The following is a 25713-nucleotide window of genomic DNA, read 5'->3' as shown; positions in this document are numbered from 1 at the left end:
AATGAGAAAGGTTATTTTAGTGATGATATGTTCACTGTTTGGAGTGAGCATTTATGCGCAAAAAGATTCATCTATGGTTTTTAAACCTACACAAAACCCAATCTTTACGCATAAATACACTGCAGATCCTGCTGCTTTTGTAGACGATGATGTACTGTGGTTATTTACCGGGCACGATTACGAAGGTGGCCAAAAAGGATATAAAATGAAAGATTGGCTGGTGTTTTCTACGAAAGACATGAAAACCTGGGAAGAACATCCTATTCCTTTAAAGATTACAGATTTTGAATGGGCAACAAGTGGAGATGCTTATGCGGGCCACGTAATGAAAAGAAATGATAAATATTATTGGTACATCAGCACCAATTGGAATGGTATAGGCGTTGCTGTTGCAGATAAACCAGAAGGTCCTTACAAAGATGCACTGGGAAAACCATTATTGACTAATGAAGATTGTTTTGCATCTACGCATTCCTGGACGTGTATAGATCCTGCAATTTTTATTGATGACGACGACCAGCCTTGGATATTTTGGGGAAATGGAGTTTGCTATTACGCCAAGCTTAAAGATAATATGATAGAGATCGATGGGGAGATCAAGAAAATAGACTTTGAAGGTTTAGAATTTACTGAAGCTCCCTGGGTTCACAAAAAAGACGGGAAATATTACCTAACCTATGCTACAGGTTTCCCCGAGAAGATCGCTTATGCCATGGCAGATGATATCGAAGGGCCTTACGAATATAAAGGCATCTTAAATGAGATTGCGGGAAACAGTAATACCAATCACCAGGCGATCGTAGATTTTAATAACGACTGGTATTTTATTTACCACAATGGAGGAATCCAAACTGATGGTTCCAGCTATAGTAGATCTGTTTGTATCGAAAAAATGGAATACAATGAAGATGGTACTATTAAGCCTATCGTAATGACGACTAAAGGAATTTATGCAGAAGAGTAAATTACCTTAGGGCAAGCCCATAAGGCATTCATTGGAAATAAATTTATAATTTCAAGGCAAGCCTTCGGGTATTATACCCATTGGCGGTGCCAATAAATTATTCTCTTTCAGATAGCCCGAGGCCAAGGTCTTCTAAAGATTTTCCTTTGGTTTCGGGCATCATAAATTTTACGTATAATAGTTGTAAAACCATCATAAATGCAAAACAGGCAAATACCCAGCCCGCACCAATACTTCCAAATAAAACTGGTACTAGTGACGGAATAATAGCTGCAAGTACCCAGTGTGTTGAAGATCCAAATGCCTGCCCGCCGGCGCGTAAATGATTCGGGAAAATTTCAGAAATAAAAACCCAAATTACAGAGCCTTGCCCAATTGCATGTGCTGCGATAAAAATAAAGATGAAAATAGGAACACTCATCCCACCCCAATCTAAAAAGAATGCAGCTGAAACCATTGCTAAAGAAACAATATAACCAATAGATCCTATAAACATTAAGGTTCTTCGTCCTAACCGATCGATTAAAAATAAAGCCAGAAAGGTGAAAATAATGTTGGTAACGCCAACCCCAATACTACTTAATAAAGAAGCGCTTTCTTCTAAACCGGCTTCTTCAAAAATTCTTGGTGCGTAATAGAGTAGGGCGTTAATTCCCGAAAACTGATTGAAAAAAGCAATAAGAAATGCTAAGATCAAAGGTTTGCGATATTTCTTCATAAAGATATTTTCATTAGAAGATTTCCCATGATCTGCCTGTCTTTTAATTTCTGCGATCTTGCTGTCTAAATCTTTAGAGGTGTCGATTTTAGCTAAAATAAACCGTGCTTTTTCCATTTTGCCCTGCGAAATTAACCAACGCGGACTCTGCGGAATAACCAGCACCAAAAATGTATAAATTAAAGCAGGTAAAGCTTCCATGCCAATCATCCAGCGCCAGGGTTCGCTTCCGGTTTCTCGTAAAAGATAATTTGAAGCATAAGCCGCTAGCATTCCTAAAACAATATTGAATTGATAAAAGGCTACTAATCTTCCCCGATCTTTTTCAGGAGCAATTTCAGAAATATAGGCGGGCGCAGCGATCGTTGAAGCTCCAACTCCCAAGCCACCAATAAATCGAAATATTCCGAAGGTATAAGGATCATCTACCAGGGCAGATCCCAAAGCTGAGATCACGTATAAAATTCCTATAAAAAATAAACTCTTTTTTCTTCCGAAGAAATTTGTTGGGAAACTTCCAAAGAGTGCTCCGGCAACCGTACCCCATAATGCCATGCCAATTACAAAGGTGCCATGAAAGGCATCTGAACTTTGCCAGATTTGTTGTAATTGCTTCTCAGCTCCCGATATCACTACAGTATCGAAACCAAATAGAAATCCTGCAAACGCGGCGCAAAGTGACCAGAGTACGATTTTATTCATTTTGTTAAAATAAAATTTAAATTTTTTTAGAATATAGCCATTTTTATTGAAATGATAATTTAAGCTTTAAAATTTCAGGAATTTGTATTTCAGGAGATTAGTGAAAATCCGCAATTATTTGATTCTGATTTTAGGCGGGGTAAAATTGAGACACCTACGAAAACGATATTGTGAAGATTTTATATCTTCGAGTTAAACCTTACACAAATGCTTTTTAAGTCTATGGATTGAAACTATTTTCGCTGAGTATTAACAACAAAAAAACTAAAAACTATGGCATCTTATTTAAGAACGGAGGAGATTAAAACATCATTGAGGGTATTGGTAAATCAGTATATCGAGGAATGCACGGATTGTGAAAAAATTCCGCAGGACTTTATCGATTTACTACGTCATAATTTTTTAGCAAAGTTTGTTTTTTATAACAAGAAAGATAAAACTATAGAAATTGGCATTAATCAGGGATCCTCGCCACAAGGATATCCAAATATTAAAGTTTTTACATTTCCTGTACATAAAGCTACAGAATGGTTGGATGAATCTTTTAAAAGCGGTAAGAACGACCTTGAATTCTACGGAAAACTATTAAATAGAAACGATATTATTAGCTCATCAGAATTAGTGTTGATCTAATAAGTACTTAAATGTTGTGATACAAGCCCCGGAAGTTTCTTTCGGGGTTTTGTTTTGTTGGCACCGCCAAAGGCTATGATACCTCGAGGTTTGCCTCGAAATTAAATATTTATTCCCAACGAATGCCTTGTGTACTTGCCCCGAGGTGTTTTACTTATCGAAGTTTTCGTGCTTTTTCAACAAGTGTTTTCACCTGAAGATCTCCAAAACCGTAAATACTTTCTCTTTTACTGAATTCTTTAAAAACAGGAATAAATTCTTCAGTTTTCAGCTTATTCATGATTTCTAAAATAACTTTTACCGGGCGGCCAGGATCATTTTTATGCGGAATCCTAGCTATATGAGCTTCAACTGCTGGTGCCAAAAAAGGAAATTCTTTTTGAAGATTTTTAGCCGCTAATTTTAATTCTTCCAGATCATTGTTTTGATAATATAGCCAGAGTGCTGCAAAATCTTGAATCTTATTTATCGATTTTCGATGTTTGTAGGCTTCAATTAATTCGGTTTTACTTAATCCGCCAAAACCAAATTGGCTAAGTTTATTTGGCATCACTAAAAAAACCTTGTTCAAATGTGGATTTTGAGCAATTAAGGTGCTTACAAACCAAAAATTAACCTGGCAAAAAAGATCATGCTCAAACCAAAGATTAATTTCGCAGTCTTCTTTAATATCTAAGATCTTCTGAAACTCAGATTTTACCTTTTTAAGGTAATTTTCTTCAGTTTCAGCATAAGTTTTAGCAATAAATTCAGCTCTTTTCTTGAAAAATCGGTCAAAATCAACTTCCTGGGTAGGGCCTTCAATCAAACATTCGCGTGCGATGATTAAACCGCCTTTAATTGCGGCGGGAAATTGATGTTTTAAGGCATCGCCGTTTAAAATGTGATATTCAGCTGGCATATGAAAAAAATGAATACTTAAAGATAGTTCATTTTAGCGCAAAAAAAGAAATCCCAAATTCAGCAAAAATCAGTATTGAAATTGCATAATTTGAGATTCTATTTTTTAATCCCTCATTGAGGGGTTGTTTTTACTTGGCTTTTCCCAAGGTTCTTGATTTTACCCAACAATGTTGGCTACGATAAGTTTCGCGTGAATACGTGAATTTTCTATAAACCATTTGTGAGTTTCCATTCCGCCGCAAATAACACCGGCGAGATAGATGCCAGGAATATTGGTTTCCATCGTATTTTCGTTGTACATCGGGATGCGCTTACTCTCGTCTTTTAGAGAGATTCCTATTTTATTTAAGAACTCGAAATTAGGTCGATAACCGGTTAGAAGCAGCACAAAATCATTTTCGATATGCACCTCGCCATCCTGTGTTTGCACGATAACTTCGTTCTCTTTAATCTCTTTGATGCTCGAATTAAAATGGGCTTTAATGCTTCCTTCTTCGATCCTGTTAACGATATCTGGCCTAACCCAATATTTTACTCGTGACCCAATATCTTCAGCTCTAACGATCATGGTCACATCTCCACCTTTTCTGTAAATTTCTAAAGCAGCATCTACAGCCGAGTTGCTAGCACCTACAACAATGGTTTTTTGCGTAGCGTAATAATGAGGATCGTCGTAATAGTGTGCTACTTTTGGAAGTTCTTCACCCTGTACGCCAATATAATTTGGAATATCGTAGAAACCGGTAGCCACTACAACATTTTTAGCTTTGTACGAGCCTTTTATGGTAATCACTTCTTTTACAGCCGAATCTGATTTTACTTCATTAACCTTTTCGAACAAGCGAATGTTCATTTCGTTAGAAGTAGCAATTCTGCGATAATATTCTAATGCTTCCGCTTTTCTTGGCTTAGGATTGGTGCTTATAAAAGGAATTCCGTCCAGCTCCAATTTTTCAGAAGTAGAAAAGAAAGTCATATTCGTGGGATAATAATAAAGGCTATTCACCAAACAACCTTTTTCCAGGATTACATAGGATAAACCGTGTTTTTCAGCTTCTAGACCGCATGCAATTCCTATTGGGCCACCACCTATAATTACAATGTCGTAAGTATCGTTATGAGTTTGCAAGATTCTTAAGATCTTTAATAGTTTCTAATTGATTTTCAGCTTTAAAAACAAAACTACCAGCAACCAGAACATCTGCACCAGCTTTTGTTAATTCTAAAGCATTTTTATTGGTCACCCCACCGTCGATCTCGATCAAAGTTTCAGCGTTTTGATTTAGGATCATTTCTTTTAAACGGCGTACTTTATTGTACGTATGCTCAATAAAAGATTGTCCGCCAAAACCGGGGTTAACGCTCATTATAAGTACTATGTCGATATCTTTTATCACATCTTTCAATAAATCTACATTAGTATGAGGATTTATAGCAACACCGGCTTTCATACCTTCGGCTTTTATTGCTTGTAAAGTGCGGTGTAGATGTGTACAGGCTTCAAAGTGTACGGTAAGATGATCTGCGCCAAGCGCTGCAAAATCTTTGATGTATCGATCTGGATCTACGATCATAAGATGTACATCCAAAGGTTTCTTAGCATGTTTTTGAATCGCCTTTAAGACTGGCATTCCAAATGAAATATTGGGAACAAAAACACCATCCATAATATCGATGTGAAACCATTGTGCTTCGCTATTATTAACTGTTTCGATATCGCGTTGCAGGTTTGCAAAATCTGCAGCGAGTAGGGAAGGGGCAATTATCTTTTCTTTCATTGTTACAGAATGTTTCTCTAACAAAAATACTAAGAATATGTTTGACGTGTAAAGATTATAAGGAAAAGCTTAAGCGGCTTCTTTATCGATTTTTAATTGAATATCTTTGAACAACCTAAAGCAAAAAGACCATGATTTTTATCGAAAATGAAGGAAATAACGATCCTTTTTTAAACCTAGCCTTAGAAGAATATATACTGCGGAATTTTAAACAAGGTCAGGACTATTTGTTGTTTTATATCAATGAACCTTCAATTATTATAGGTAGAAATCAAAACACGCTGGAAGAGATCAATCAATCTTATGTTGAAGAAAACAATATTAAGGTAGTCCGTCGAATTTCCGGAGGTGGCGCCGTTTACCACGATTTTGGTAATTTGAATTTCAGTTTTATTACAGATTATGATGTAAAGAGCCTGAATAATTTTAGAAAATTTACAGAACCTGTAATTAAAGTGTTGAATAAAATGGGCGTTCCGGCCGAATTAAAAGGACGTAATGATATTGTTGTGAACGATCGAAAGATCTCGGGTAATGCACAGTTTAGTAGCGTAAAAAGAATGTTTAGTCATGGTACGCTGTTGTTGGATTCAGATTTAGATGAAGTCACCAGGGCGCTTCAGGTAAAAATGAGTAAAATTCAGTCTAAAGGGCATAAATCTGTTCGTAGCCGGGTAGCTAATATTAGTGAGTTTTTGGAGGAATCTTTAGATATAGAAACTTTCAGAAGCATTATTTTAAAAGGTCTTTACGAAGAACGTGAGGAATTTGAAACCTATCACTTAACTCCAGAGGAATGGGAAGGTGTTCATAAATTGAAAGCTGAAAAGTATGATTCCTGGGATTGGAATTATGGGCGATCACCAAAATTTAATATTCAGCGAACCAGACGATTCCCGATTGGCGAGATCGATCTGCGAATTTTTGTAGATAAAGGTCTTATTGAAGAGTTTAAGATCTTCGGTGATTTCTTTGGTAAAGAACCGGTTTCTAATATCGAAAATAGATTAATTGGTGCACGTTACGATAAATCAGAAATAGAATCGCTTTTGGCAGATATCGATACTAAATTTTATTTTGGAGATTTACCAAAAGAAGATTTTATCGATCTTATTTATGGAGAAGATGAGGTATAAATCCTCAGAAAAGTGTGAACTTCAATATTAATCTACAAAAGCTTTTAGGATATTTTGTACTGCAGTTTGCGAAGAATGATCCAGATTCTTTAAAAACTGCAGGTAATAATTTTCATTTAATTCTTCAGATTGATTGTATTTGGTTAAGAAATCACAGCAGTAGTCGTCGTATTGATCCTGTTTGATCTCTCTATTAAATACTCTAAAAAGATTGCGATGTCTATCATCGTTTTCGATTTTTTTAAAAAGCTCTTTAATCGTAATCGCATTACCTTCAATAACCTGAAAGAAATTTCCCTGGGAATATAAAAGGATTCCAGAGATGTCATTCGCCATATTATTTCTTTGTGTTTGGGAAAACAAAATTTCAATGTGATTTTCTTCCATTCTATCATTCTCACTGCTCACATAGCAAATTGCCCAACGTTTCATAGGATTTTGTTTAAATTCGATCTAAGTTAAGTTTGAAATTATAAATAAGAGGTAAGAAATTACTGATTTACAAAAGCTTATAAATGAAGCGACCCCGGGTCATCACTCCGGGGTCATTCATCAATCAAAAAACGAACAGTTATTTTCATGGTTGGGTCATCACTCCCACCACTAAACTGTTGTCATCTTAAATATGTTTATTTCTTAGTTTCAAATTTTAATATTCCAATTTAAGCAAAAGTCCGGCCACTTTTTTCAGCTTTGAAGACTTCAGTCTAAATCAGGTTCAAATTTAATAAGTTTCATTTAGAAACAATAAATTTTAATTTAACTTTAATCTTTTTAAATGTTTAGAAACGTATTCCTGCTTTACAATTTTAATAAAAATAGAATTTAGCAAGTATAAAAAAATATTAAAATCTAAATTTTGATTTTGATGATTTTGAATGTAGAAAGTAAATCAGACTTGCGAAGAGCTCAATTTTTGAGGCTAAATCTTGAGTTTATTAAAAATTACAAAAGCTTATAAATGAAGCGACCCCGGGTCATCACTCCGGGGTCATTCATCAATCAAAAAACGAACAGTTATTTTCATGGTTGGGTCATCACTCCCACCACTAAACTGTTGTCATCTTAAATATGTTTATTTCTTAGTTTCAAATTTTAATATTCCAATTTAAGCAAAAGTCCGGCCACTTTTTTCAGCTTTGAAGACTTCAGTCTAAATCAGGTTCAAATTTAATAAGTTTCATTTAGAAACAATAAATTTTAATTTAACTTTAATCTTTTTAAATGTTTAGAAACGTATTCCTGCTTTACAATTTTAATAAAAATAGAATTTAGCAAGTATAAAAAAATATTAAAATCTAAATTTTGATTTTGATGATTTTGAATGTAGAAAGTAAATCAGACTTGCGAAGAGCTCAATTTTTGAGGCTAAATCTTGAGTTTATTAAAAATTACAAAAGCTTATAAATGAAGCGACCCCGGGTCATCACTCCGGGGTCATTCATCAATCAAAAAACGAACAGTTATTTTCATGGTTGGGTCATCACTCCCACCACTAAACTGTTGTCATCTTAAATATTTTTAACCTAAATAGGTTTTTAAAATCTTACTGCGAGATGTATGTTTTAATCTTCTAATCGCTTTTTCTTTGATCTGTCTTACACGCTCACGAGTAAGATCAAAAGTTTCGCCAATTTCTTCAAGCGTCATAGGGTGTTGATCTCCTAATCCAAAATATAAGCGAATAACATCAGCTTCACGAGGAGTAAGCGTTTCTAAAGCACGCTCGATCTCTGTTCTTAGCGATTCATGTAAAAGATCTTTATCTGGGTTTGGAGATTCACCAGATCGTAATACATCATATAGGTTAGAATCTTCACCTTCTACCAAAGGAGCATCCATCGATACGTGACGACCAGAGTTTTTCATAGACTCCTTAACGTCATTAATCGTCATATCAAGCTCTTTTGCAATTTCCTCGGCACTTGGTGGGCGCTCGTGAGATTGCTCTAAGAAAGCAAAGGTTTTATTGATCTTGTTAATAGATCCAATTTTGTTAAGTGGCAAACGTACAATACGAGATTGCTCTGCTAATGCCTGTAAGATAGATTGTCTAATCCACCAAACGGCATAGGATATAAATTTAAAACCACGAGTTTCATCAAAACGTTTCGCAGCTTTAATAAGTCCTAAGTTACCTTCGTTAATAAGATCGGGAAGTGTTAATCCCTGGTTTTGATATTGTTTCGCTACAGAAACCACAAAACGTAAGTTCGCTTTGGTTAATTTCTCTAATGCACGGTTATCACCCGCTTTAATTCTTTGTGCTAATTCTACCTCTTCGTCTGCGGTAATTAAATCTACTTTACCAATTTCTTGCAAATACTTATCTAGCGAAGCAGTTTCACGGTTAGTTACCTGCTTCGTAATTTTAAGTTGTCTCATCTATCTTCTCCTTGGGTTTTAATTGTGAATAGCTCTTGTATATGTTTATACGTAAGAAGACCAAAAAATGTTACAAAATGTTTATTTAATTTTTATTTAGGCGTTACCCAAAATACTTATTTTGGGTCGGGCTTTCTGCTGCAAGTCCGCGTTGCTTGCAGCAACTACGGGCTTTACGCGCCAATCCCTAACGCGATATGAAGATTACGTTTTTAATTAATAATGGGTATTAAATTTTTTAAGACTATTCTAGATATATGGATTATTTTCAAAAAATACTCAAAGGCTTACCCAGAAGAAGTTTAGTGAAAACGAAGTAAATTTAATTAGAAGTAACTTAATAGATCGTTTATTTTATCAAATTTTGGTTTTAGCGGTTAAAATAGATGAAGTTTTATCTATTCATTTTAGATGTAAACGTGATTTATTATTAAAATTGTTTAAATTGGTAAAACAATTTTAATATAATTCTTAATGAGAAATATTATTATCATTATGGCTGTTTTTTGTTTCCTTGGTTGCGAAAAAGAAGAGGATCAGGTCATTTCACCAATAACTGCAGAAAATACATTTTCATGTTCAATTAATGGAGTTACTTTTATTCCAGAAACTCATGGTGGATTTATCCCGGTTGCTGGAATTATAGTAAGTGTTTTTGATAATAATAGTTGGAGAATTATTCTTGGCGACGATAAATACGATCTGGTTTTCTTTATTAAACATATCGACCATACTGGAGGATACGAATTACACCCCAATGAAGGGGAGAAAATTTTTTATGTGGAAGATGAAACTGGAATCGTTTTAGAAAATAGAACGACGAGTGAAACATTTATATCTACAGAGAACTCAGGAACTATTGATGTTTTAAGCTTTGAAGGGGAAGAGAAGTTGATGTTTCAGTTTGATGAAATCGAACTGTCGTCTTTAAACAATCCATCCTCAACTATTATTTTAACTGAAGGGAAGTTAAATATTAACAGTAATACATTAAATCAAGAAGAATAAGGCTTTAGTTTATTTTTACAGAATAGTATATTAAATAAAAAAGGCATCGAATTTCGATGCCTTTTTCTAAGATTATATAATCTAAAGGATTATTTGTTGTCATTTCTAGGTTTGCGATCATCACGCTTGTTGTGATTACGATCACCGCCTTCTTTACGTTCTGGACGCTCTGTACGTTCAGGTCTTGGAAGTAAAGCTTTTCTAGAAACTTTCTCTTTTCTGGTCTTAGGATCTATACCAAAGTATTTAACGTCGATAACATCACCAAGATTTACAACATCTGTAACGTTATTAGTACGTTCCCATGCAAGCTCAGAGATGTGAAGCAATACTTCGTTTCCTGGTGCTTCAAGATATTCTACTACTGCACCAAAATCTAGAAGTTTAATCACTTTTACTTCGTAAACACTTCCTTTTTCTGGCTTAAAGGTAATAGAGTCGATTTTAGCAAGAACTTTATCGATACCTTCCTGGCTTGTACCAAGAATTTCAACAATACCTTCTTCAGTAACAGGATCTTCATTAATAACGATCTCTGTTTTTGTTTCTTTTTGTAATTCCTGGATCACTTTTCCACCAGGACCAATTAATGCACCAATATAATCTCCAGGAATTCTTCTGGTGATAATTTTTGGAGCGTGAGCTTTCACGTTAGTATTAGGCTCTGCAATAGTATCGGTTAGTTTACCAAGAATATGTAATCTACCGTCACGTGCCTGCTTAAGCGCTTTTACTAAGATTTCGTAAGAAAGTCCTTTAATTTTTATATCCATCTGGCAGGCAGTAATACCATCTGCAGTACCAGTTACTTTAAAGTCCATATCCCCTAAGTGATCTTCATCACCAAGAATATCAGAAAGTACAGCGAAATCTTCACCATCAGAAATTAATCCCATAGCGATACCAGAAACTGGTTTTTTAAGCTGAACCCCAGCATCCATTAGTGCCATTGTACCTGCACAAACAGTTGCCATAGAAGAAGAACCATTAGATTCTAAAACTTCAGAGACAACACGTACAGTATAAGGGCAATCTGCAGGAATCATTCCTTTTAAGGCTCTTTGTGCTAAGTTACCGTGACCAATCTCTCTTCTGGAAGTTCCTCTAATTGGATAAGCTTCACCGGTAGAGAATGGAGGGAAGTTATAATGTAAGTAGAAATTCTCTTCACCCTGATATGTTGGAAGATCTACCTGGTTAGCCTCACGAGACGTACCTAAAGTTACGGTAGCAAGCGCCTGAGTTTCCCCTCTTGTGAAAACAGATGAACCATGTGGAGAAGGTAGATAATCTACTTCACACCAAATTGGTCTAATCTCGGTAGTTTTTCTACCATCTAAACGAATTCCTTCTTTAAGAACTACGTCTCTAACCGCTTTTTTATGTGCTTCACCAAAGTAAGAACTAATTAGCTTTTGCTTTTCTTCTAATTCTTCTTCAGTAAACATAGCTAAAACTTCTTCTTTTAAATTAGAAAAAGCTTCGCTTCTTTCCTGTTTTGTGCTTCCCTGCTTAGCAACATCGTAAGCCTTTTGGTAAACAGCATCATAGATTTTTTGTTGTAAATCTTCGTCACCTTCAGCAACTTCGTATTCACGAATTTCAGTTTTTCCAGCAGCAACACGCAATCTTGATTGTGCCTCACACTGTACTTTAATTGCTTCGTGAGCAAACTTGATGGCATCTGCCATTTCTTCTTCAGAAATTTCGTCCATCTCACCTTCTACCATCATTACAGAATCGGCAGAAGCACCAACCATAATATCCAGATCAGCTTTTTCCAGCTGCTCGAAACTTGGGTTGATCATTAATTCACCATCGATTCTAGCAACTCTTACTTCTGAAATTGGAGCTTCAAAAGGAATATCTGAAACCTGAATCGCTGCAGAGGCCGCTAAACCTGCAAGTGCATCTGGCATTACTTCAGGATCATGAGACATTAACTGAATCATTACCTGAGTTTCGAATTTATAATCTTTAGGGAAAAGAGGTCTTAGTACACGATCTACTAATCGCATTACTAAAATTTCTTCACTACTTGGTCTTGCTTCACGCTTAAAATATCCGCCTGGGAAACGTCCCGCTGCAGCAAATTTTTCACGATAATCTAGCGTTAAAGGGAAAAAATCCATTGTAGTAGGAGTGTAAGATGACACTACTGTACATAAAAGCATAGCGTCTCCCATTCTAACAACAACAGAGCCATGAGCTTGTTTTGCTAGTTTTCCGGTTTCGATCGAAATTTCTCTTCCATCTCCAAGATCGATAACCTCTTTAAAAGTTTGTGGAATCATAATTTTGCATATTTGATCTGAATAACTTCACCAGATCTATTTTGTTAAACAAAGGTCTTTCCGTCTTTATCTGGACGGCCAGGAGTTGTGTTGTTGTCGTTGCAGGCAGACCAATGAAAAACTACCCTTACTTGGGTGACAATTTCTAAAATAGGAGTAATCCTATTGTGTAAAGAACTTATTTTTGGGTATTTACAGCTACCCGGGCTGTATAAAAAAAGGGGGCAAAAAGCCCCCTGAAAATTATTTTCTTAATCCTAATTCCTTAATGATCGCACGATATCTCATGATATCTTTTTTCATTAAGTAATCAAGAAGTCTTCTTCTTTTACCTACAAGACCAACAAGAGAACGCTCTGTGTTGAAGTCTTTACGATTGCTTTTTAAATGCTCAGACAAATGAGAAATTCTGTAAGTGAATAATGCGATTTGTCCTTCAGCTGAACCAGAATCGTTTTTACCGTTTCCGTACTTTTCGAAGATTTCTTCCTTCTTTTCTTTAGTTAAATACATTCCAATATTATTTAAATGATTTTTATGTATTGACAGTTTTTCTGTCAGGCCGCAAATGTACTACTTTTTTGTACAATTGCTATGTATTCTTTAAATTTTATTTTTCTAGCAATTAAGCTCTTACCGGTTGATTTTGAATAAGATCCAGGTAAAGGTTTACCTTGTTCTTAAGTTCAGATCTTTTGGTGATAAAATCTAAAAACCCGTGTTCTTTCAAAAATTCTGAAGTTTGGAAGTCTTTAGGAAGATCTTTACCGGTAGTGTCTTTAACCACACGAGGTCCGGCAAATCCAATAAGTGCTCCAGGTTCAGAAATATTTATATCTCCTAACATTGCAAAGGAAGCTGTTGTTCCTCCGGTTGTAGGATCTGTACATAAAGAAATATAAGGAAGTTTAGCTTCAGCCAATTGAGCTAATTTTACTGAAGTTTTTGCTAACTGCATTAAAGAAAGTGCAGCTTCCTGCATTCTGGCACCACCAGATTTAGAAATAATCATAAAAGGCAGGTTGTTCTGAATTGCATAATCTGCAGCACGAGCAATTTTCTCACCAACTACAGATCCCATAGAACCTCCAATAAATTTAAAGTCCATACAGGCAATAACCAGTTCTTTTCCTTTAGATTTTCCTACAGCTGTTCTAACAGCATCTTTAAGTCCTGTTTTATCCTGGGCGGTTTTTAAACGATCAGTATATTTTTTGGTGTCCTTAAAGCTAAGAGGATCTTTGGCAGAAAGCCCTTTGTCCAGTTCTTTATATTTGTTACCATCAAAAAGGATCTGGAAATATTCATTACTTCCTATTCTTACATGATAACCATCCTCTGGACTTACATAGAAATTACTTTCTAGTTGTTCTGCATCAACGATTTTTCCTGTTGGGGACTTATACCATAAGCCTTTTGGAACATCTTTCTTCTCCTCAGTAGGGGTTTGGATACCTTTTTGTGTTCTTTTAAACCAAGCAGCAGCCATAGTATTTCAAGTTTTTATCTCCCTCGTTCAATCAACTTCATTTACGAAAGAGCAATTAATATCAAAAAATAAAAACAGCTGAAATTTAATAATCTCAGCTGTTTATTAAGCTTATTCTTATAAAGTATTTACGTTGTTAAGATCTTCGAAAGCTTTCTTTAAACGAGTTTTAAAAGTAAGTTCTCCTTCACGTACCCATTTTCTTGGATCGTAATATTTCTTGTTTGGAGAATCTTCACCTTCAGGATTACCAATTTGCGAAGCAAGATAATCTTTGTTATCGCTTACGTAATCTCTAATTCCTTCAAGGTATGCGTATTGAAGATCTGTATCGATATTCATCTTAATAACTCCATATCCAATAGCCTCACGAATTTCTTCTACAGTAGATCCACTACCACCGTGAAAAACAAAGTCGATGTGGTTTTCTTCAACATTGTATTTTTTAGTGATATATTCCTGAGAATCTCTAAGGATGGTTGGAGTAAGTTTTACGTTTCCTGGCTTATAAACACCGTGAACGTTACCAAAAGCAGCAGCGATAGTAAACTGGTCACTAACTTTGCTTAATTCTTCGTAAGCATAAGCTACTTCTTCTGGTTGAGTGTAAAGTTTAGAAGCATCTACATCACTGTTATCAACTCCATCTTCTTCACCACCGGTAATACCCAATTCAATTTCAAGAGTCATACCCATTTTGCTCATGCGCTCTAGGTATTTTTTACAAATCTCTAGGTTTTCCTCTAAAGACTCTTCACTTAAATCGATCATGTGAGAGCTGTAAAGAGGTTTTCCGGTTTTTTCAAAATGCGCTTCACTGGCATCTAATAATCCATCTATCCAAGGTAAAAGGTTCTTGGCACAGTGGTCTGTGTGCATTATTACTGTAGCTCCATAAGCTTCAGCTAATGTTTGTACATGCTTAGCACCGGCAATACCACCTGCGATGGCAGCTTTTTGTCCTTCGTTAGAAAGACCTTTACCAGCGTTAAATTGAGCACCCCCGTTAGAGAATTGAATAATAACAGGAGAGTTTAATTCAGCAGCAGTTTCTAATACAGCATTAATACTGCTTGAACTGATTACGTTAACAGCAGGAAGGGCAAAGCCTTTCTCTTTAGCGTAATTAAATATTTCTTGTACTTCCTTTCCGGTTGCTACACCAGGTTTAATGTTGTGACTCATAATTTAAGTTGAATTAGGTTTACAAAATTAATAAAATAAACTGGGTTAGAAAGGATAATTGATACCAACATTATATACTGCACTGCCAAAATTATATTCTTTAAACCATCTCTCACCTAATGTCCTGGCAGGATTGTAGGTTTTAAATCCTATATCGAATCTAAGGATAAAGAAATTAAAATCATATCGTAATCCAAAACCAGAACCTACAGCCAGATCCTGAAGGTCTGAGAAGGATGTAAATGTAGAGGCCTCGTCTTCTACGATATCTAAAACATTCCAAATATTACCAATATCAACAAAAAAGGCACTGTTTAAAGATCCAAAAAGATTGTAACGATGCTCGATATTAAAGGCAAGCTTCATATTGGCTTCATTAAATTCGTTTCGCCCACCGCTGCTACCCGGGCCAAGATCATAGGCCTGCCATGCACGGTTGTCGTTAGGCCCACCGGCAAAAAAACTTCGGGTAAATGGGATACTATTGGCATTTCCGTAGGGTATGGCAACACCACCAAATGCTCTAATAGCAAAAATATTATCGTGACCTAAATCCCAGTGTTTTATAAAATCGATTTCTGGTTTTATATACTGTGAAAAATTAACCCCTAAAACATCATAATTGCCATTCTCATTTTTATTTAAGTTGGCAATTCCCGCAACGGCAGATAAAAAGTTTCCGGCAGTTTCAATTTTAAATCGAAACCTTGTAAACTCACGATCGTAAAGATTATCTTTTGTATTCCATAAATAGGTGTAATTAGAGGCGAAAATTAGGTTGTTTTCTGTGAGTCGCTGTTTTCTTTCGCCAATATTTCTTACAATCTGCGATTGATTATCGGTTAATCCCGTGGTGGCACTTCTATTATTTTGTACATCGTTAATAAATGCATCGGCTCCATTTGGGATGGTAAGACTTCCACTTCCATTTAAGTAAGCAGGATCTGTAACCACGTTAACCGAATTTACCACCTCGTTTAAATCCTGATAAGAGCTGCGATAAACATTAAAATAGTTATCTGCATTTAGGTTACGTACATATTGAATGTCTAATAAATCTACGCTGTTAGATAATCTTCTAGACGGCGTCCATTTATAATTTAGCTCTCCTGTAATATTTTGTTTATCCAGCCCAATATTGGTTTGTGTGCTTACGCCCAGACTTAGTGAGGTAAACGGAGACATATATTTTGGGATAAATCTTTCAGTATTAAAAGGTAAAAATATCCTGGGGAAACTCAAGCTAACATCACCTCCAATTTCGGTAATATCAAAAAAGCGATCCTGATCACTTGTTGTTACAGCATCTTTAGATGATCCTATACTTCCGCGGGCAGAGATTTCAAAATTCTCAGCACCACCAAAAACATTCCGAATTAATAAAGATCCCCCAAAACCAATCCCAAATTGCTGAATATTAGATTGAGAAACATCAAAATCGAAACCTAGAGAATATTTTTGCTGCGGCGTTAAAAATATATTGGTAATCAAATCTGTCCCGGTACTATCTGCCGGATCTGGCATGTACTGAATATTAGGATATTTAAAAACGCGATAAGAATTTAAACGATTATAGGTTCTTGTACGATCGATATCACGGTAAATTCTGCCTGGTCTGATAAAAACCGCATCGGTAATTGCTTCTGGCTTAAAATCTAGCTCATCATAAGAATAGAGATAAAAGTCTCCTTTTACCTGCGCACTATCCAATAATGGTTTGTTTTTATTTACAAACTTATAGTCGGTAATAATATTTACACGGCTAATTTTGTGAATTTTAAAGGTCTTTTTTACCGTATCTTCTTCAGTAGTTGGTAAATCGCCAATAATCACACTGGTATTTACATTGTGATTTGTGTTAATTGTATCGGCATCAAAACTTATATATTCCTGTTCAAAATTATAAATACCGTTGTTTCGGAAAAGCGAGGTTAAACGATCCCTTTCTGCATTAAAATCTAAAGTTTTGTACTGTACTCCAGATTTTATGATAGAATTCTGGTCGTGTTCATTATAAATTGAATCCAATACCGGTGAGCTGATTCTGGTTTTAATCGAATCGATATCGTAAGGTGTGCCGGTCTCTACAAAATATTCTACTCGTGCGCGTTTTTCTTTTTTAAGCGGAATAATTTCTGAGGAGGTTTCTACGTTAAACCAACCATTGTTCCAGTAATAAGCCTGTAATTCTTCTTCAGAATCTTCAATATCTTCATTTCTAACTGTAACAGGAGCTTCCCCGGTACGTTTTATCCAGGCGTTAAAATCTTTTTTATTCTGAATTAATTGATCAAACTGTTTTCTGGAAAGACGGTTAACCAATCTTCTGAATTTAACCGAGTCCTGAATGTATTTTCGGTCTAAAATAGAATCTATATTTGGTCGCGCAAGATTGTAAAAATGAAGTTGAAGCGGAATACCCAGTAACCGCGTATTAGGCTCTTTATCTAATTGATTGTAGATATTTGCCTGGCTTATTTTATCGCCGTTTACATAAATTTCATTTTTTTCTAAAAGCTGCTGGTTTTCGTCTAAGCGTTTTACCGCATCACACGAAAATAGAAAAAGGGGGACTAAAAAAAATAATGATATTTTTGCGAAAAGCCTTTTCAAACATTAGGTTTTAAAGTGATCAAAAATACATTTTTTGTATGGTTAGTAAAAGCCAAATTAAATTAATAACGAGCCTTGGTCAAAAAAAGTACCGTCAAAAAAACGGACTTTTTGTTGCTGAAGGAATTAAAGTGATTCGGGAGCTTTTAAATTCTGATTTTCAGTTGGAAAAATTATTCGCTTCAGAGGCGATTTTCGATGTTTCTGAGGATCAATTTATTTTGGCTGAAGAAAGAGAGCTAAAGAAGATTAGTTTTCTTAAAACACCGCAAACTGCTTTGGCACTTTTTAAAATTCCGCAGCAAAATTTAGGGATATTAGACGATCTTACGGTCGCTTTAGACGGTGTTCGTGATCCAGGAAATTTAGGAACTATAATTAGGCTTTGTGATTGGTTTGGCGTGAAAAATTTAGTGTGTAGCCAGGACACGGTAGATTGTTTTAATCCCAAAGTGATCCAATCTACCATGGGATCGATTACTCGTGTAAACGTAATTTATAAAAATCTGACTGAATTCTTACAATCTCATGATCTAGTGAGCTACGGAACCTTTATGGAAGGTGAAAATGTGTATCAGAAAAAGCTTCAGCAAAAAGCTGTGTTGGTAATGGGTAATGAAGCCAACGGAATTTCTCCTGAAATTGAAAAATTGATTTCAGAAAAAATAAGTATTCCGCAATTTGGCCAATCTCAGGAAACTGAAAGTTTAAACGTCGCTACGGCTACAGCAATTTTTCTTAGTGAATTCCGAAGAAATTAATCTCCTTAATTTTTATAAAAAAGGCTTGAATTTTATCGAATCTTACCTGGTATTCTAGAATTACTGATGTGAAAAATTAAAAAAATCTGCAGCGATAATTTACTGAAAAGTAAAGTTTAAAAATATCGCCCTGGTCGTCATTTTATCGATATTCCCAGTAAACGGGCTATTTGGATTATCATCACGAATTAACTCATCATTAAATCCAAAAACTCCGCGAATAGAAGGCGTAAATTTGAAGTAATATAGGTAAAAATCGATACCAAAGCCAATTTCCCAATTGTAATTATTAGTGGTCATTCTAAACTGCCCATCTTGATTATCATCGGCATTGTCTTCGTTACTGGAAAGGTTAGCCGAATATGAAACGCCTCCAACCAAAAAAGGCCTAAAGTTATTAAGACGGTTAGTGTTTATTTTTAGCAATAGCGGCACATGAATATAGGTAGAATTGATTTCGCGATACCTGTTTTCTTCGTTTACACCGTTTCCTAAAGGAAAATAAAATCCTCGGGAAGCAAAATTAACACCCGGTTGTAATCTTAGGTCAAGATTTTTATGAAGTTTTAAGTTTCCTAAAAGACCAACATTAAAACCAATATTTCTTTGTACAGCTACTTCGCGACCGGTACGAGGACTGCGATCGTACTCATTATATTTAAAGTTGAAATCGTACGAATTGAAACCAAGAAAATAACCCCACGACCATCGTTTATTATCGATATCTACACTTTGCTGCACTTTTTCTTTAGAAAAAAGCTGCGCTTGCGTTTGTGTAAACGAAAATAGAATGATGAATAGTAAGAAATATCGTTTCATACAATTACCTTAATAATTACTTAGATGCATTATAAATGGTTGCAACTCCTAAAGTTTGAGGATTACTTGCTACAGATATAAACCCAATTTTCTTTAAAATATTGTTGAATTTTTCTCCGTAAGGAAATTCTGCCGCACTTTTACTTAAATAGGTGTAAGCTTCTTTGTCTTTAGAAAACAATTTTCCAATAGTAGGTAAAATAAAACTGCTATAAAATCTATAACCTTGTTTAAACGGAAATTTGGTAGGAACAGAAGTTTCTAGAACAACAAACAGTCCGCCTTTTTTAAGTACACGGTAAATTTCTGAAAGGCCAAGTTCTAAAGTTTCAAAATTTCTAACTCCAAATGCAACGGTGATCACATCAAAAGAATTATCCTCGAAGGGTAAAGCTTCAGAGTCTCCCTGGATCATTTCAATCTGAGTTTGCAGGTTTTTGGCCATAATTTTTTTACGACCAACTTTTAGCATTCCTTCAGATAAATCTAAACCAACGATCTTTTTAGCATCGGCAGCTTCAGCAATTTGTATGGCAAGATCTCCCGTACCTGTGGCAATATCTAAAACAGTTTCTGGCTGGTGATTTTTGGCCATTTGCACCACTTTTTTTCTCCAGCTAACATCTGTTCCCATAGAAATTACACGATTTAAACCATCATAATTTCCAGAAATATTATCAAACATTTGCTCTACCTGCTGCTTTTTGGTTTGAGTAGAACCTTGGTATGGAGTAACTTTTTTGTCCATTTTTGCAATTTTGGCTCAAAGATAAGTTTTATAGAATAATTAGTAGATAAAGATTTCTGAATTGTTCTTATCTCCTCAGTTTTAGGTTTATTCAAAAATAACTTACATTTGCACTTCTTTACAATTCTAAGCTGTTATATGAAGATAATTATCGCCGGCGCGGGTGAAGTGGGCTTTCATTTAGCTAAATTACTTTCTTTTGAATCACAGGACATAACCCTGATCGATCCTAACCGGGATAGATTGCAGTATGCAGATACGCATTTGGATATTCGTACCATAAAAGGGGATGCCAGTTCTATTGCGATTTTAAAGGAGGCACAGGTAAAATATACCGATATGTTAATCAGTGTAACTTCTAGCGAGGCCACTAATATTACCGTATGTGTTTTAGCGAAACAGCTTGGAGCAATGCGAACCATTGCCCGAATTTCGAATACGGAATTTTTAGAGAAAAAAGAAGAGATTGGTTTTACCCAATTTGGGATAGACGAATTAATTTCTCCGGAAGCACTTGCGGCGCGTGAAATTGGATTATTACTGAACCAGTCGGCTTTTAACGATTCTTATGAGTTTGAAGAAGGAGCGCTAACCATGATTGGTTTAAGTTTATCAAGAACGGCGCGTTTTGTTGGGAAAACAGTGAAAGAAGCGGCAAGGATATTTCCGCAGCTTAACTTTGTACCCATTGCGATTCAGCGTTTTGGAACGCAGTATACTTTAATTCCGCGTGGAGATACTCAATTTAAAGAAGGTGATCAGGTTTATTTTATCACGCTTAAAAGTGGGGTAGAAGAATTATATAAACTTACCGGAAAAACCAAACAGGAAATTAAAAGTGTAATGATCCTGGGCGGTAGTAAGATTGGAAGAAAAACGGCGAGAGATTTATGCCGAAATAACTTCAACGTAAAACTTGTTGAAACCAATAAAGATAAAGCCTACGATCTTGCAGACGAGTTGCCTAATACTTTGATTATTCATGGCGATGGGCGTAATGTAGAATTACTGGAAGAAGAAAACATTCACGATATGGATGCTTTTATCGCCGTTACCGGTAATTCTGAAACAAATATCATGTCCTGCCTGGTAGCTAAATCTAAAAGTGTAAAGAAAACGATCTCTTTAGTTGAAAATATGGATTATTTTCAGCTAAGTCATTCTATAGGAATCGATACACTGATCAATAAAAAACTTCTGGCGGCTAATAATATCTTTAGATATATAAGAAAAGGAGAAGTGGTTGCTATGACCAAGCTTAATAACATGAATGCCGAGCTTTTGGAATTTATTGTGAAGCCGGGATCTCAGGTAGCCGATAAAAAGATTAAAAACCTTGATTTTCCTCGTTCAGCAATTATCGGTGGAATTATTCGTCATGGCGAAGGAATTATCGCTTTAGGTGAATTTTTAATTAAACCCGGAGACCGAATTGTGGTTTGCTGTCTTCCAAGATCTATTAAGAAGGTTGAAAAATTATTCCTGTAATGCCAAAATTAAACTTTAAGGTCATTTTGCATGTCATGGGGCTGCTGTTAATTTGTAACGGTGGTTTTATGTTGCTATCGGTACTTATTAGTTTTATTTATAAAGATGGCGTAACGCTTGGGATGTCTGCCGCAGCTTTGGTGACCTTGCTTATTGGTACGCTACTCATGTTTACCACTCGTGGCCATAGAAAAGAATTAAAAGTACGGGAAGGTTATATCATTGTAAGTTTTGGCTGGATCTTTATGGCGCTAAGCGGTTCGTTGCCTTATGTGATGACCAAAGCGATACCAGATTTTACCAATGCTTTTTTCGAAACCATGTCTGGTTATACCACTACTGGTGCATCTATTTTAAATGATATCGAATCCATACCGAAAGGAGTTTTATTCTGGCGGAGTTTAACGCACTGGATAGGAGGGATGGGAATCATCGTTTTGGCGATTGCTATTTTACCATTATTGGGAATAGGAGGAATGCAGTTATTTGCTGCGGAATCTCCCGGGCCAAGTGCAGATAAATTGAAGCCAAGAATTACCGATACGGCAAAGCGATTATGGTTAATTTATGTAAGTTATACTGCTGCTGAAACGGTGTTGTTGATGCTTGCAGGAATGGACTTTTTTGATGCCATAAACCACGCATTTAGTACGTTGTCTACTGGAGGATTTTCTACCAAAAATGCCAGTATGGCCTATTGGAACGATAATCCAATGATCCAGTATATTATTATCCTGTTTATGTTTTTGGCAGGGAGTAACTTTGTGATGAGTTACTTTGCCTTTAAAGGTCGTGTTCAACGTGTTTTGCAGGATGATGAGTTTAAATGGTATTTCTATTTTGTAGCTGCTTTTACTATAATTTCAGCACTAATCGTATATTTTCAGGCAGATGTTTCTTTGTCTTCTATCGATCACCCAATGGTTTGGGGAGAAGGCGAAAGTGCTTTTAGACATTCCTTATTCCAAGTGTTAACGGTTATTACCACCACAGGATTTGTATCGGCAGATTTTACGATGTGGACGCCATTCTTAACGATCTTTTATTTTGGGATGTTCTTCCTGGGTGGTTGTGCAGGGAGTACAGCCGGTGGTGTAAAAGTGATGCGCCATATTATTATGATTCGTAATGGATTTATCGAATTTAAACGTACTCTTCATCCCAATGCGATCTTGCCGGTACGCTTCAATAAAAAGTCGATTAACAGTGGTATTGTATTTAATATTCAGGGATTTTTTATTCTTTATATGTTATCCTTTATAATTGGTGCGGTGGTTTTAGCGGCTTTAGGATTAGATTTTGAAACAGCCATTGGTGGTGCAGCCTCTTCTTTAGGAAATATTGGTCCTGCTTTTGGAGCTTTAAGCCCCGTAAATAACTTCGATCTTTTACCCGATTTTGGTAAATGGTGGTGTTCTTTTTTAATGCTTATAGGAAGATTAGAATTGTTTACCGTTTTAATTATCCTTACCCCATTCTTCTGGAGAAATCGATAAGTTTCTATTTACTCGATAATCGAGATTAAATGCTCCGAGGCTTGCAGTGATACAGGGACAATTTTCAAAAAAATGTTTTAACGGCTTGCCCTGAGGTAGTTTATTGTAAAAGTCAGGTTGAGAAAGTAGAAGGCTTAACTTTATAAATTATAGAAATAAAAAAACCGGCGCATTGCCGGTTTTTTATTATTGCTTTTTAGAAAATAAACCTATTCAGATAAAGCAGATTTTATTCTTTTTAAAGCTTCTTCGATTTGAGCTTCGCTTGCTGCGTAAGAAATTCGAATACAATCTGGGTTTCCAAAAGCGTCACCTGTAACCGTTGCTACAAGAGATTCTTCTAGTAAAAACATAGAGAAATCTGTAGCATTATTTATGGTGTGTCCTTTAATTGTTTTTCCGAAGTAATAAGAAATATTAGGGAAAACGTAAAAAGCACCTTCTGGCTCTGTAGTTTCAAAACCTTCGATTTCATTTAGTAAATCGATAATTAGCTTTCTTCTATTTTTAAAAGTGTCAACCATGTAGCTAATTTTGCTAACTGGAGCTTCCAATGCAGTAATTACTGCTCTTTGAGCGATACAGTTGGCGCCACTGGTCACCTGTCCCTGTAATTTGTTACAAGCACGTGCAATCCATGCAGGAGCACCAATATAACCAATTCTCCATCCTGTCATTGCAAAAGCTTTTGCAACACCATTTACAGTAACGGTACGATCGTACATGTCTTCAAATTCTGCCATTGAAGCATGACCACCAATGTAGTTGATGTGCTCGTAAATTTCGTCACTTACGATTATAATGTCTGGATATTTCGCTAAAACATCAGCTAAAGCTCTAAGCTCTTCTTTGGTGTACACCATACCACTTGGGTTACATGGTGAGCTGTACCAAAGCATTTTAGTTTTAGGTGTAATTGCAGCTTCAAGTTGTTCAGGAGTCATTTTAAAATTAGACTCTAATGTTGTAGGAACTTCAACAGGAATACCTTCAGCAAGCTTTACGATTTCAGCATAACTAACCCAATAAGGACATGGTAAAATAACTTCGTCTCCTTCATTAAGCATCGCTAAAGCTACGTTCGCCAAAGATTGTTTAGCTCCTGTAGAAACCACGATTTGAGGATGCGTATAGGTTAAATTATTATCTCTTTTGAATTTGGTAATAATAGCATCCTTAAGTTCTACATATCCATCTACCGGGCTATAAGAGTTATAGTTATCATTAATGGCCTGGATGGCAGCATCTTTGATAAAATCTGGAGTGTTAAAATCTGGCTCTCCCAGTGAAAGCCCAATAACATCCTTACCTTCAGCTCTTAATTCACGCGCTTTCGCTGCCATAGCCAGCGTTTGCGAGGTTGCTAAATTGTTAATCCTGTTAGAGAGTTTTTCTTGCATTTTAAAATGATTAATAAATAAGTATTAAGACGATATTGCAGGTTTTGCCCCCATCTCTTTTAAATATTTAAAATGGGCAATAATCGCTGCGCGTGTGGTTTTATATTCGTTATATGGTAAATTACATTCCCTGGCAGTTTCTTTTACGATCTCTGCGATTTTAGAATAATGAATATGACTAATATTTGGGAATATATGATGCTCTACCTGGTGGTTGAGGCCACCGGTAAACCAGTTTACTATTTTATTTTTTGTTGAAAAATTAACCGTGGTAAATAATTGATGAATCGCCCAGGTATTTTTCATAGAACCAGTATTGTCTGGTAAAGGCATATCGGTTTCTTCAACAACGTGAGCTAACTGAAATACTACGCTTAAAATTAAACCAGCAGTATAATGCATTACAAAAAATCCTATAAGTATCTTCCACCAGGCAATCGATAAAATAAGCATAGGAACGATAATCCATACCGATACATAGATTAATTTAGTTATTGCAACAGTGCTCCATTGTTTTAATGGATTCGGCATTTTTCCGTAGGAAAGTTTTCTTTTAAGATACCTTCTGGTTTGTTTAAAATCTGTAGTAATTGCCCAATTAAAGGTTAAAAGACCATATAAAAATATCGAATAATAATGCTGAAATTTATGGAATCTTCGCCATTTGGCATGTTTTGAAAAACGAATAATCCTACCTGCATCCAAATCTTCATCATGTCCATGAATATTAGTGTAGGTGTGATGAAGTACATTATGCTGTACCTGCCAGTTATAAACATTACCGGCAAGAATGTAAATAGTACCTCCCATAAATTTATTTACCCACTTTTTAGAAGAGTAAGAGCCGTGATTGCCATCGTGCATAATATTCATCCCAACTCCAGCCATACCAATCCCCATCACAATGGTTAGTAAAAGCATCCACCATTGGGAAATATTTAAAGTAAGAATAAGAAAATAAGGTGTTAAGAACATAGAAAACATGATACCTGCTTTAAGGTGCAATTGCCAGTTTCCTGTTTTTTTAATGTTATTTTCTTTAAAGTATGTATTTACTCGCTTGTTTAAGGTTCTGAAAAAATTGGCAGAATCCTTTCGCGAAAATCGTATATGCGGTTGTGATAAATCCATTTCTAATCTTAATCTATAGTCAAAGGTAAAATATTATACTTTCGAAACGAATTAAATAGCCA

General features: G+C 35.6%; 22 protein-coding genes. 7 read left to right on the top strand and 15 right to left on the bottom strand.

Features of this window, described 5'->3' with window-relative positions:
- The first annotated feature begins 1 nt into the window (after position 1).
- Positions 2-964 carry a glycoside hydrolase family 43 protein gene (locus tag IIF7_RS06695; protein ID WP_139801279.1) on the top strand — a complete coding sequence of 321 codons (963 nt, stop codon included), beginning with the start codon at positions 2-4 and terminating at the stop codon, positions 962-964.
- A 97-nt stretch (positions 965-1061) separates the two neighbouring features.
- Here IIF7_RS06695 and IIF7_RS06690 read toward each other — a convergent pair whose 3' ends face one another.
- The gene (locus IIF7_RS06690; RefSeq protein WP_084840907.1) at positions 1062-2384 is read right to left on the bottom strand and encodes a sugar porter family MFS transporter; all 1323 of its coding nucleotides are present in this window, start codon (positions 2382-2384) and stop codon (positions 1062-1064) included.
- 273 nt (positions 2385-2657) lie between these two features.
- On the opposite strand from IIF7_RS06690, the gene IIF7_RS06685 reads away from it, so the two are divergent.
- Complete coding sequence (locus IIF7_RS06685; protein WP_084840906.1) at positions 2658-3017, top strand: hypothetical protein; 360 nt, start codon at positions 2658-2660, stop codon at positions 3015-3017.
- Between the two features lie 154 nt (positions 3018-3171).
- On the opposite strand, the gene IIF7_RS06680 is transcribed toward IIF7_RS06685, so the two are convergent.
- The 3 genes from IIF7_RS06680 to rpe all read right to left on the bottom strand — a co-directional run bounded on the left by IIF7_RS06680 (position 3172) and on the right by rpe (position 5698).
- Entirely contained in the window at positions 3172-3918 is a 747-nt protein-coding gene (locus IIF7_RS06680; RefSeq protein ID WP_084840905.1) for a DUF1835 domain-containing protein, read from the bottom strand.
- A gap of 159 nt (positions 3919-4077) precedes the next feature.
- Positions 4078-5049 carry a YpdA family putative bacillithiol disulfide reductase gene (locus IIF7_RS06675; RefSeq protein WP_084840904.1) on the bottom strand — a complete coding sequence of 324 codons (972 nt, stop codon included), beginning with the start codon at positions 5047-5049 and terminating at the stop codon, positions 4078-4080.
- Positions 5036-5698 (bottom strand): ribulose-phosphate 3-epimerase, encoded by a 663-nt coding sequence (rpe, locus tag IIF7_RS06670; protein WP_084840903.1) that lies wholly within the window; start codon positions 5696-5698, stop codon positions 5036-5038. Before rpe ends, IIF7_RS06675 begins: the two co-directional genes overlap by 14 nt.
- A 131-nt stretch (positions 5699-5829) precedes the next feature.
- Between rpe and IIF7_RS06665 the strand changes: the two genes are divergently transcribed.
- Positions 5830-6834: a lipoate--protein ligase gene (locus IIF7_RS06665; RefSeq protein WP_084840902.1), complete on the top strand. Its 1005-nt coding sequence runs from the start codon at positions 5830-5832 to the stop codon at positions 6832-6834.
- A gap of 27 nt (positions 6835-6861) precedes the next feature.
- Here IIF7_RS06665 and IIF7_RS06660 read toward each other — a convergent pair whose 3' ends face one another.
- Both IIF7_RS06660 and IIF7_RS06655 read right to left on the bottom strand, forming a co-directional pair.
- Complete coding sequence (locus IIF7_RS06660) at positions 6862-7266, bottom strand: BLUF domain-containing protein (RefSeq protein ID WP_084840901.1); 405 nt, start codon at positions 7264-7266, stop codon at positions 6862-6864.
- 1089 nt (positions 7267-8355) lie between these two features.
- The gene (locus IIF7_RS06655) at positions 8356-9219 is read right to left on the bottom strand and encodes a sigma-70 family RNA polymerase sigma factor (protein WP_013070425.1); all 864 of its coding nucleotides are present in this window, start codon (positions 9217-9219) and stop codon (positions 8356-8358) included.
- A gap of 474 nt (positions 9220-9693) precedes the next feature.
- On the opposite strand from IIF7_RS06655, the gene IIF7_RS06650 reads away from it, so the two are divergent.
- Positions 9694-10227, top strand: a complete 534-nt coding sequence (locus IIF7_RS06650; RefSeq protein ID WP_084840900.1) for a hypothetical protein — start codon at positions 9694-9696, stop codon at positions 10225-10227.
- An 89-nt stretch (positions 10228-10316) separates the two neighbouring features.
- Here IIF7_RS06650 and IIF7_RS06645 read toward each other — a convergent pair whose 3' ends face one another.
- The 5 genes from IIF7_RS06645 to tamL form a co-directional block, all read right to left on the bottom strand.
- The gene (locus IIF7_RS06645; RefSeq protein ID WP_084840899.1) at positions 10317-12521 is read right to left on the bottom strand and encodes a polyribonucleotide nucleotidyltransferase; all 2205 of its coding nucleotides are present in this window, start codon (positions 12519-12521) and stop codon (positions 10317-10319) included.
- A gap of 243 nt (positions 12522-12764) precedes the next feature.
- A complete protein-coding gene (rpsO, locus tag IIF7_RS06640) occupies positions 12765-13034 on the bottom strand; it encodes a 30S ribosomal protein S15 (protein WP_084840898.1) in 270 nt (89 codons plus the stop codon).
- A 112-nt stretch (positions 13035-13146) separates the two neighbouring features.
- On the bottom strand, positions 13147-14010 hold the full coding sequence (gene accD, locus IIF7_RS06635) for an acetyl-CoA carboxylase, carboxyltransferase subunit beta (protein ID WP_084840897.1): 864 nt from the start codon (positions 14008-14010) through the stop codon (positions 13147-13149).
- A 117-nt stretch (positions 14011-14127) separates the two neighbouring features.
- Positions 14128-15195: a class II fructose-bisphosphate aldolase gene (gene fbaA / locus IIF7_RS06630; protein WP_084840896.1), complete on the bottom strand. Its 1068-nt coding sequence runs from the start codon at positions 15193-15195 to the stop codon at positions 14128-14130.
- A 45-nt stretch (positions 15196-15240) separates the two neighbouring features.
- Positions 15241-17808 (bottom strand): translocation and assembly module lipoprotein TamL, encoded by a 2568-nt coding sequence (gene tamL / locus IIF7_RS06625; RefSeq protein WP_084840895.1) that lies wholly within the window; start codon positions 17806-17808, stop codon positions 15241-15243.
- A 38-nt stretch (positions 17809-17846) separates the two neighbouring features.
- On the opposite strand from tamL, the gene IIF7_RS06620 reads away from it, so the two are divergent.
- Positions 17847-18569: a TrmH family RNA methyltransferase gene (locus IIF7_RS06620; protein WP_084840894.1), complete on the top strand. Its 723-nt coding sequence runs from the start codon at positions 17847-17849 to the stop codon at positions 18567-18569.
- Positions 18570-18668: 99 nt separating this feature from the next.
- Here the strand turns inward: IIF7_RS06620 and porT are convergent, their stop codons facing one another.
- The gene (gene porT, locus IIF7_RS06615; RefSeq protein WP_084840893.1) at positions 18669-19388 is read right to left on the bottom strand and encodes a type IX secretion/gliding motility protein PorT/SprT; all 720 of its coding nucleotides are present in this window, start codon (positions 19386-19388) and stop codon (positions 18669-18671) included.
- A 16-nt stretch (positions 19389-19404) separates the two neighbouring features.
- The gene (ubiE, locus tag IIF7_RS06610; protein ID WP_084840892.1) at positions 19405-20136 is read right to left on the bottom strand and encodes a bifunctional demethylmenaquinone methyltransferase/2-methoxy-6-polyprenyl-1,4-benzoquinol methylase UbiE; all 732 of its coding nucleotides are present in this window, start codon (positions 20134-20136) and stop codon (positions 19405-19407) included.
- Positions 20137-20274: 138 nt separating this feature from the next.
- Between ubiE and trkA the strand changes: the two genes are divergently transcribed.
- Entirely contained in the window at positions 20275-21624 is a 1350-nt protein-coding gene (gene trkA, locus IIF7_RS06605) for a Trk system potassium transporter TrkA (RefSeq protein WP_084840891.1), read from the top strand.
- The gene (locus IIF7_RS06600) at positions 21624-23120 is read left to right on the top strand and encodes a TrkH family potassium uptake protein (protein ID WP_084840890.1); all 1497 of its coding nucleotides are present in this window, start codon (positions 21624-21626) and stop codon (positions 23118-23120) included. The genes trkA and IIF7_RS06600 overlap by 1 nt, the downstream gene beginning before the upstream one ends.
- A 209-nt stretch (positions 23121-23329) precedes the next feature.
- On the opposite strand, the gene IIF7_RS06595 is transcribed toward IIF7_RS06600, so the two are convergent.
- Both IIF7_RS06595 and IIF7_RS06590 read right to left on the bottom strand, forming a co-directional pair.
- Positions 23330-24520, bottom strand: coding sequence for a pyridoxal phosphate-dependent aminotransferase (locus IIF7_RS06595; protein ID WP_084840889.1), 1191 nt, complete (start codon positions 24518-24520; stop codon positions 23330-23332).
- Between the two features lie 24 nt (positions 24521-24544).
- Positions 24545-25651, bottom strand: coding sequence for a fatty acid desaturase family protein (locus IIF7_RS06590; RefSeq protein ID WP_084840888.1), 1107 nt, complete (start codon positions 25649-25651; stop codon positions 24545-24547).
- Between the last annotated feature and the right edge of the window lie 62 nt (positions 25652-25713).

This window comes from Zunongwangia atlantica 22II14-10F7 (assembly GCF_002094855.1).
Classification (GTDB): Bacteria; Bacteroidota; Bacteroidia; order Flavobacteriales; family Flavobacteriaceae; genus Zunongwangia; species Zunongwangia atlantica.
Note: the sequence above shows the minus strand (reverse complement) of the source record. Positions and strands in the feature narration are given on the sequence as shown.

Coding starts and splice junctions, on each gene's coding strand:
- IIF7_RS06695 (WP_139801279.1), top strand. CDS start 2: ATGAGAAAGGTTATTTTAGTGATGATATGTTCACTGTTTGGAGTGAGC.
- IIF7_RS06690 (WP_084840907.1), bottom strand. CDS start 2,384: ATGAATAAAATCGTACTCTGGTCACTTTGCGCCGCGTTTGCAGGATTT.
- IIF7_RS06685 (WP_084840906.1), top strand. CDS start 2,658: ATGGCATCTTATTTAAGAACGGAGGAGATTAAAACATCATTGAGGGTA.
- IIF7_RS06680 (WP_084840905.1), bottom strand. CDS start 3,918: ATGCCAGCTGAATATCACATTTTAAACGGCGATGCCTTAAAACATCAA.
- rpe (WP_084840903.1), bottom strand. CDS start 5,698: ATGAAAGAAAAGATAATTGCCCCTTCCCTACTCGCTGCAGATTTTGCA.
- IIF7_RS06665 (WP_084840902.1), top strand. CDS start 5,830: ATGATTTTTATCGAAAATGAAGGAAATAACGATCCTTTTTTAAACCTA.
- IIF7_RS06660 (WP_084840901.1), bottom strand. CDS start 7,266: ATGAAACGTTGGGCAATTTGCTATGTGAGCAGTGAGAATGATAGAATG.
- IIF7_RS06655 (WP_013070425.1), bottom strand. CDS start 9,219: ATGAGACAACTTAAAATTACGAAGCAGGTAACTAACCGTGAAACTGCT.
- IIF7_RS06650 (WP_084840900.1), top strand. CDS start 9,694: ATGAGAAATATTATTATCATTATGGCTGTTTTTTGTTTCCTTGGTTGC.
- IIF7_RS06645 (WP_084840899.1), bottom strand. CDS start 12,521: ATGATTCCACAAACTTTTAAAGAGGTTATCGATCTTGGAGATGGAAGA.
- rpsO (WP_084840898.1), bottom strand. CDS start 13,034: ATGTATTTAACTAAAGAAAAGAAGGAAGAAATCTTCGAAAAGTACGGA.
- accD (WP_084840897.1), bottom strand. CDS start 14,010: ATGGCTGCTGCTTGGTTTAAAAGAACACAAAAAGGTATCCAAACCCCT.
- fbaA (WP_084840896.1), bottom strand. CDS start 15,195: ATGAGTCACAACATTAAACCTGGTGTAGCAACCGGAAAGGAAGTACAA.
- IIF7_RS06620 (WP_084840894.1), top strand. CDS start 17,847: ATGGTTAGTAAAAGCCAAATTAAATTAATAACGAGCCTTGGTCAAAAA.
- porT (WP_084840893.1), bottom strand. CDS start 19,388: ATGAAACGATATTTCTTACTATTCATCATTCTATTTTCGTTTACACAA.
- ubiE (WP_084840892.1), bottom strand. CDS start 20,136: ATGGACAAAAAAGTTACTCCATACCAAGGTTCTACTCAAACCAAAAAG.
- trkA (WP_084840891.1), top strand. CDS start 20,275: ATGAAGATAATTATCGCCGGCGCGGGTGAAGTGGGCTTTCATTTAGCT.
- IIF7_RS06600 (WP_084840890.1), top strand. CDS start 21,624: ATGCCAAAATTAAACTTTAAGGTCATTTTGCATGTCATGGGGCTGCTG.
- IIF7_RS06595 (WP_084840889.1), bottom strand. CDS start 24,520: ATGCAAGAAAAACTCTCTAACAGGATTAACAATTTAGCAACCTCGCAA.
- IIF7_RS06590 (WP_084840888.1), bottom strand. CDS start 25,651: ATGGATTTATCACAACCGCATATACGATTTTCGCGAAAGGATTCTGCC.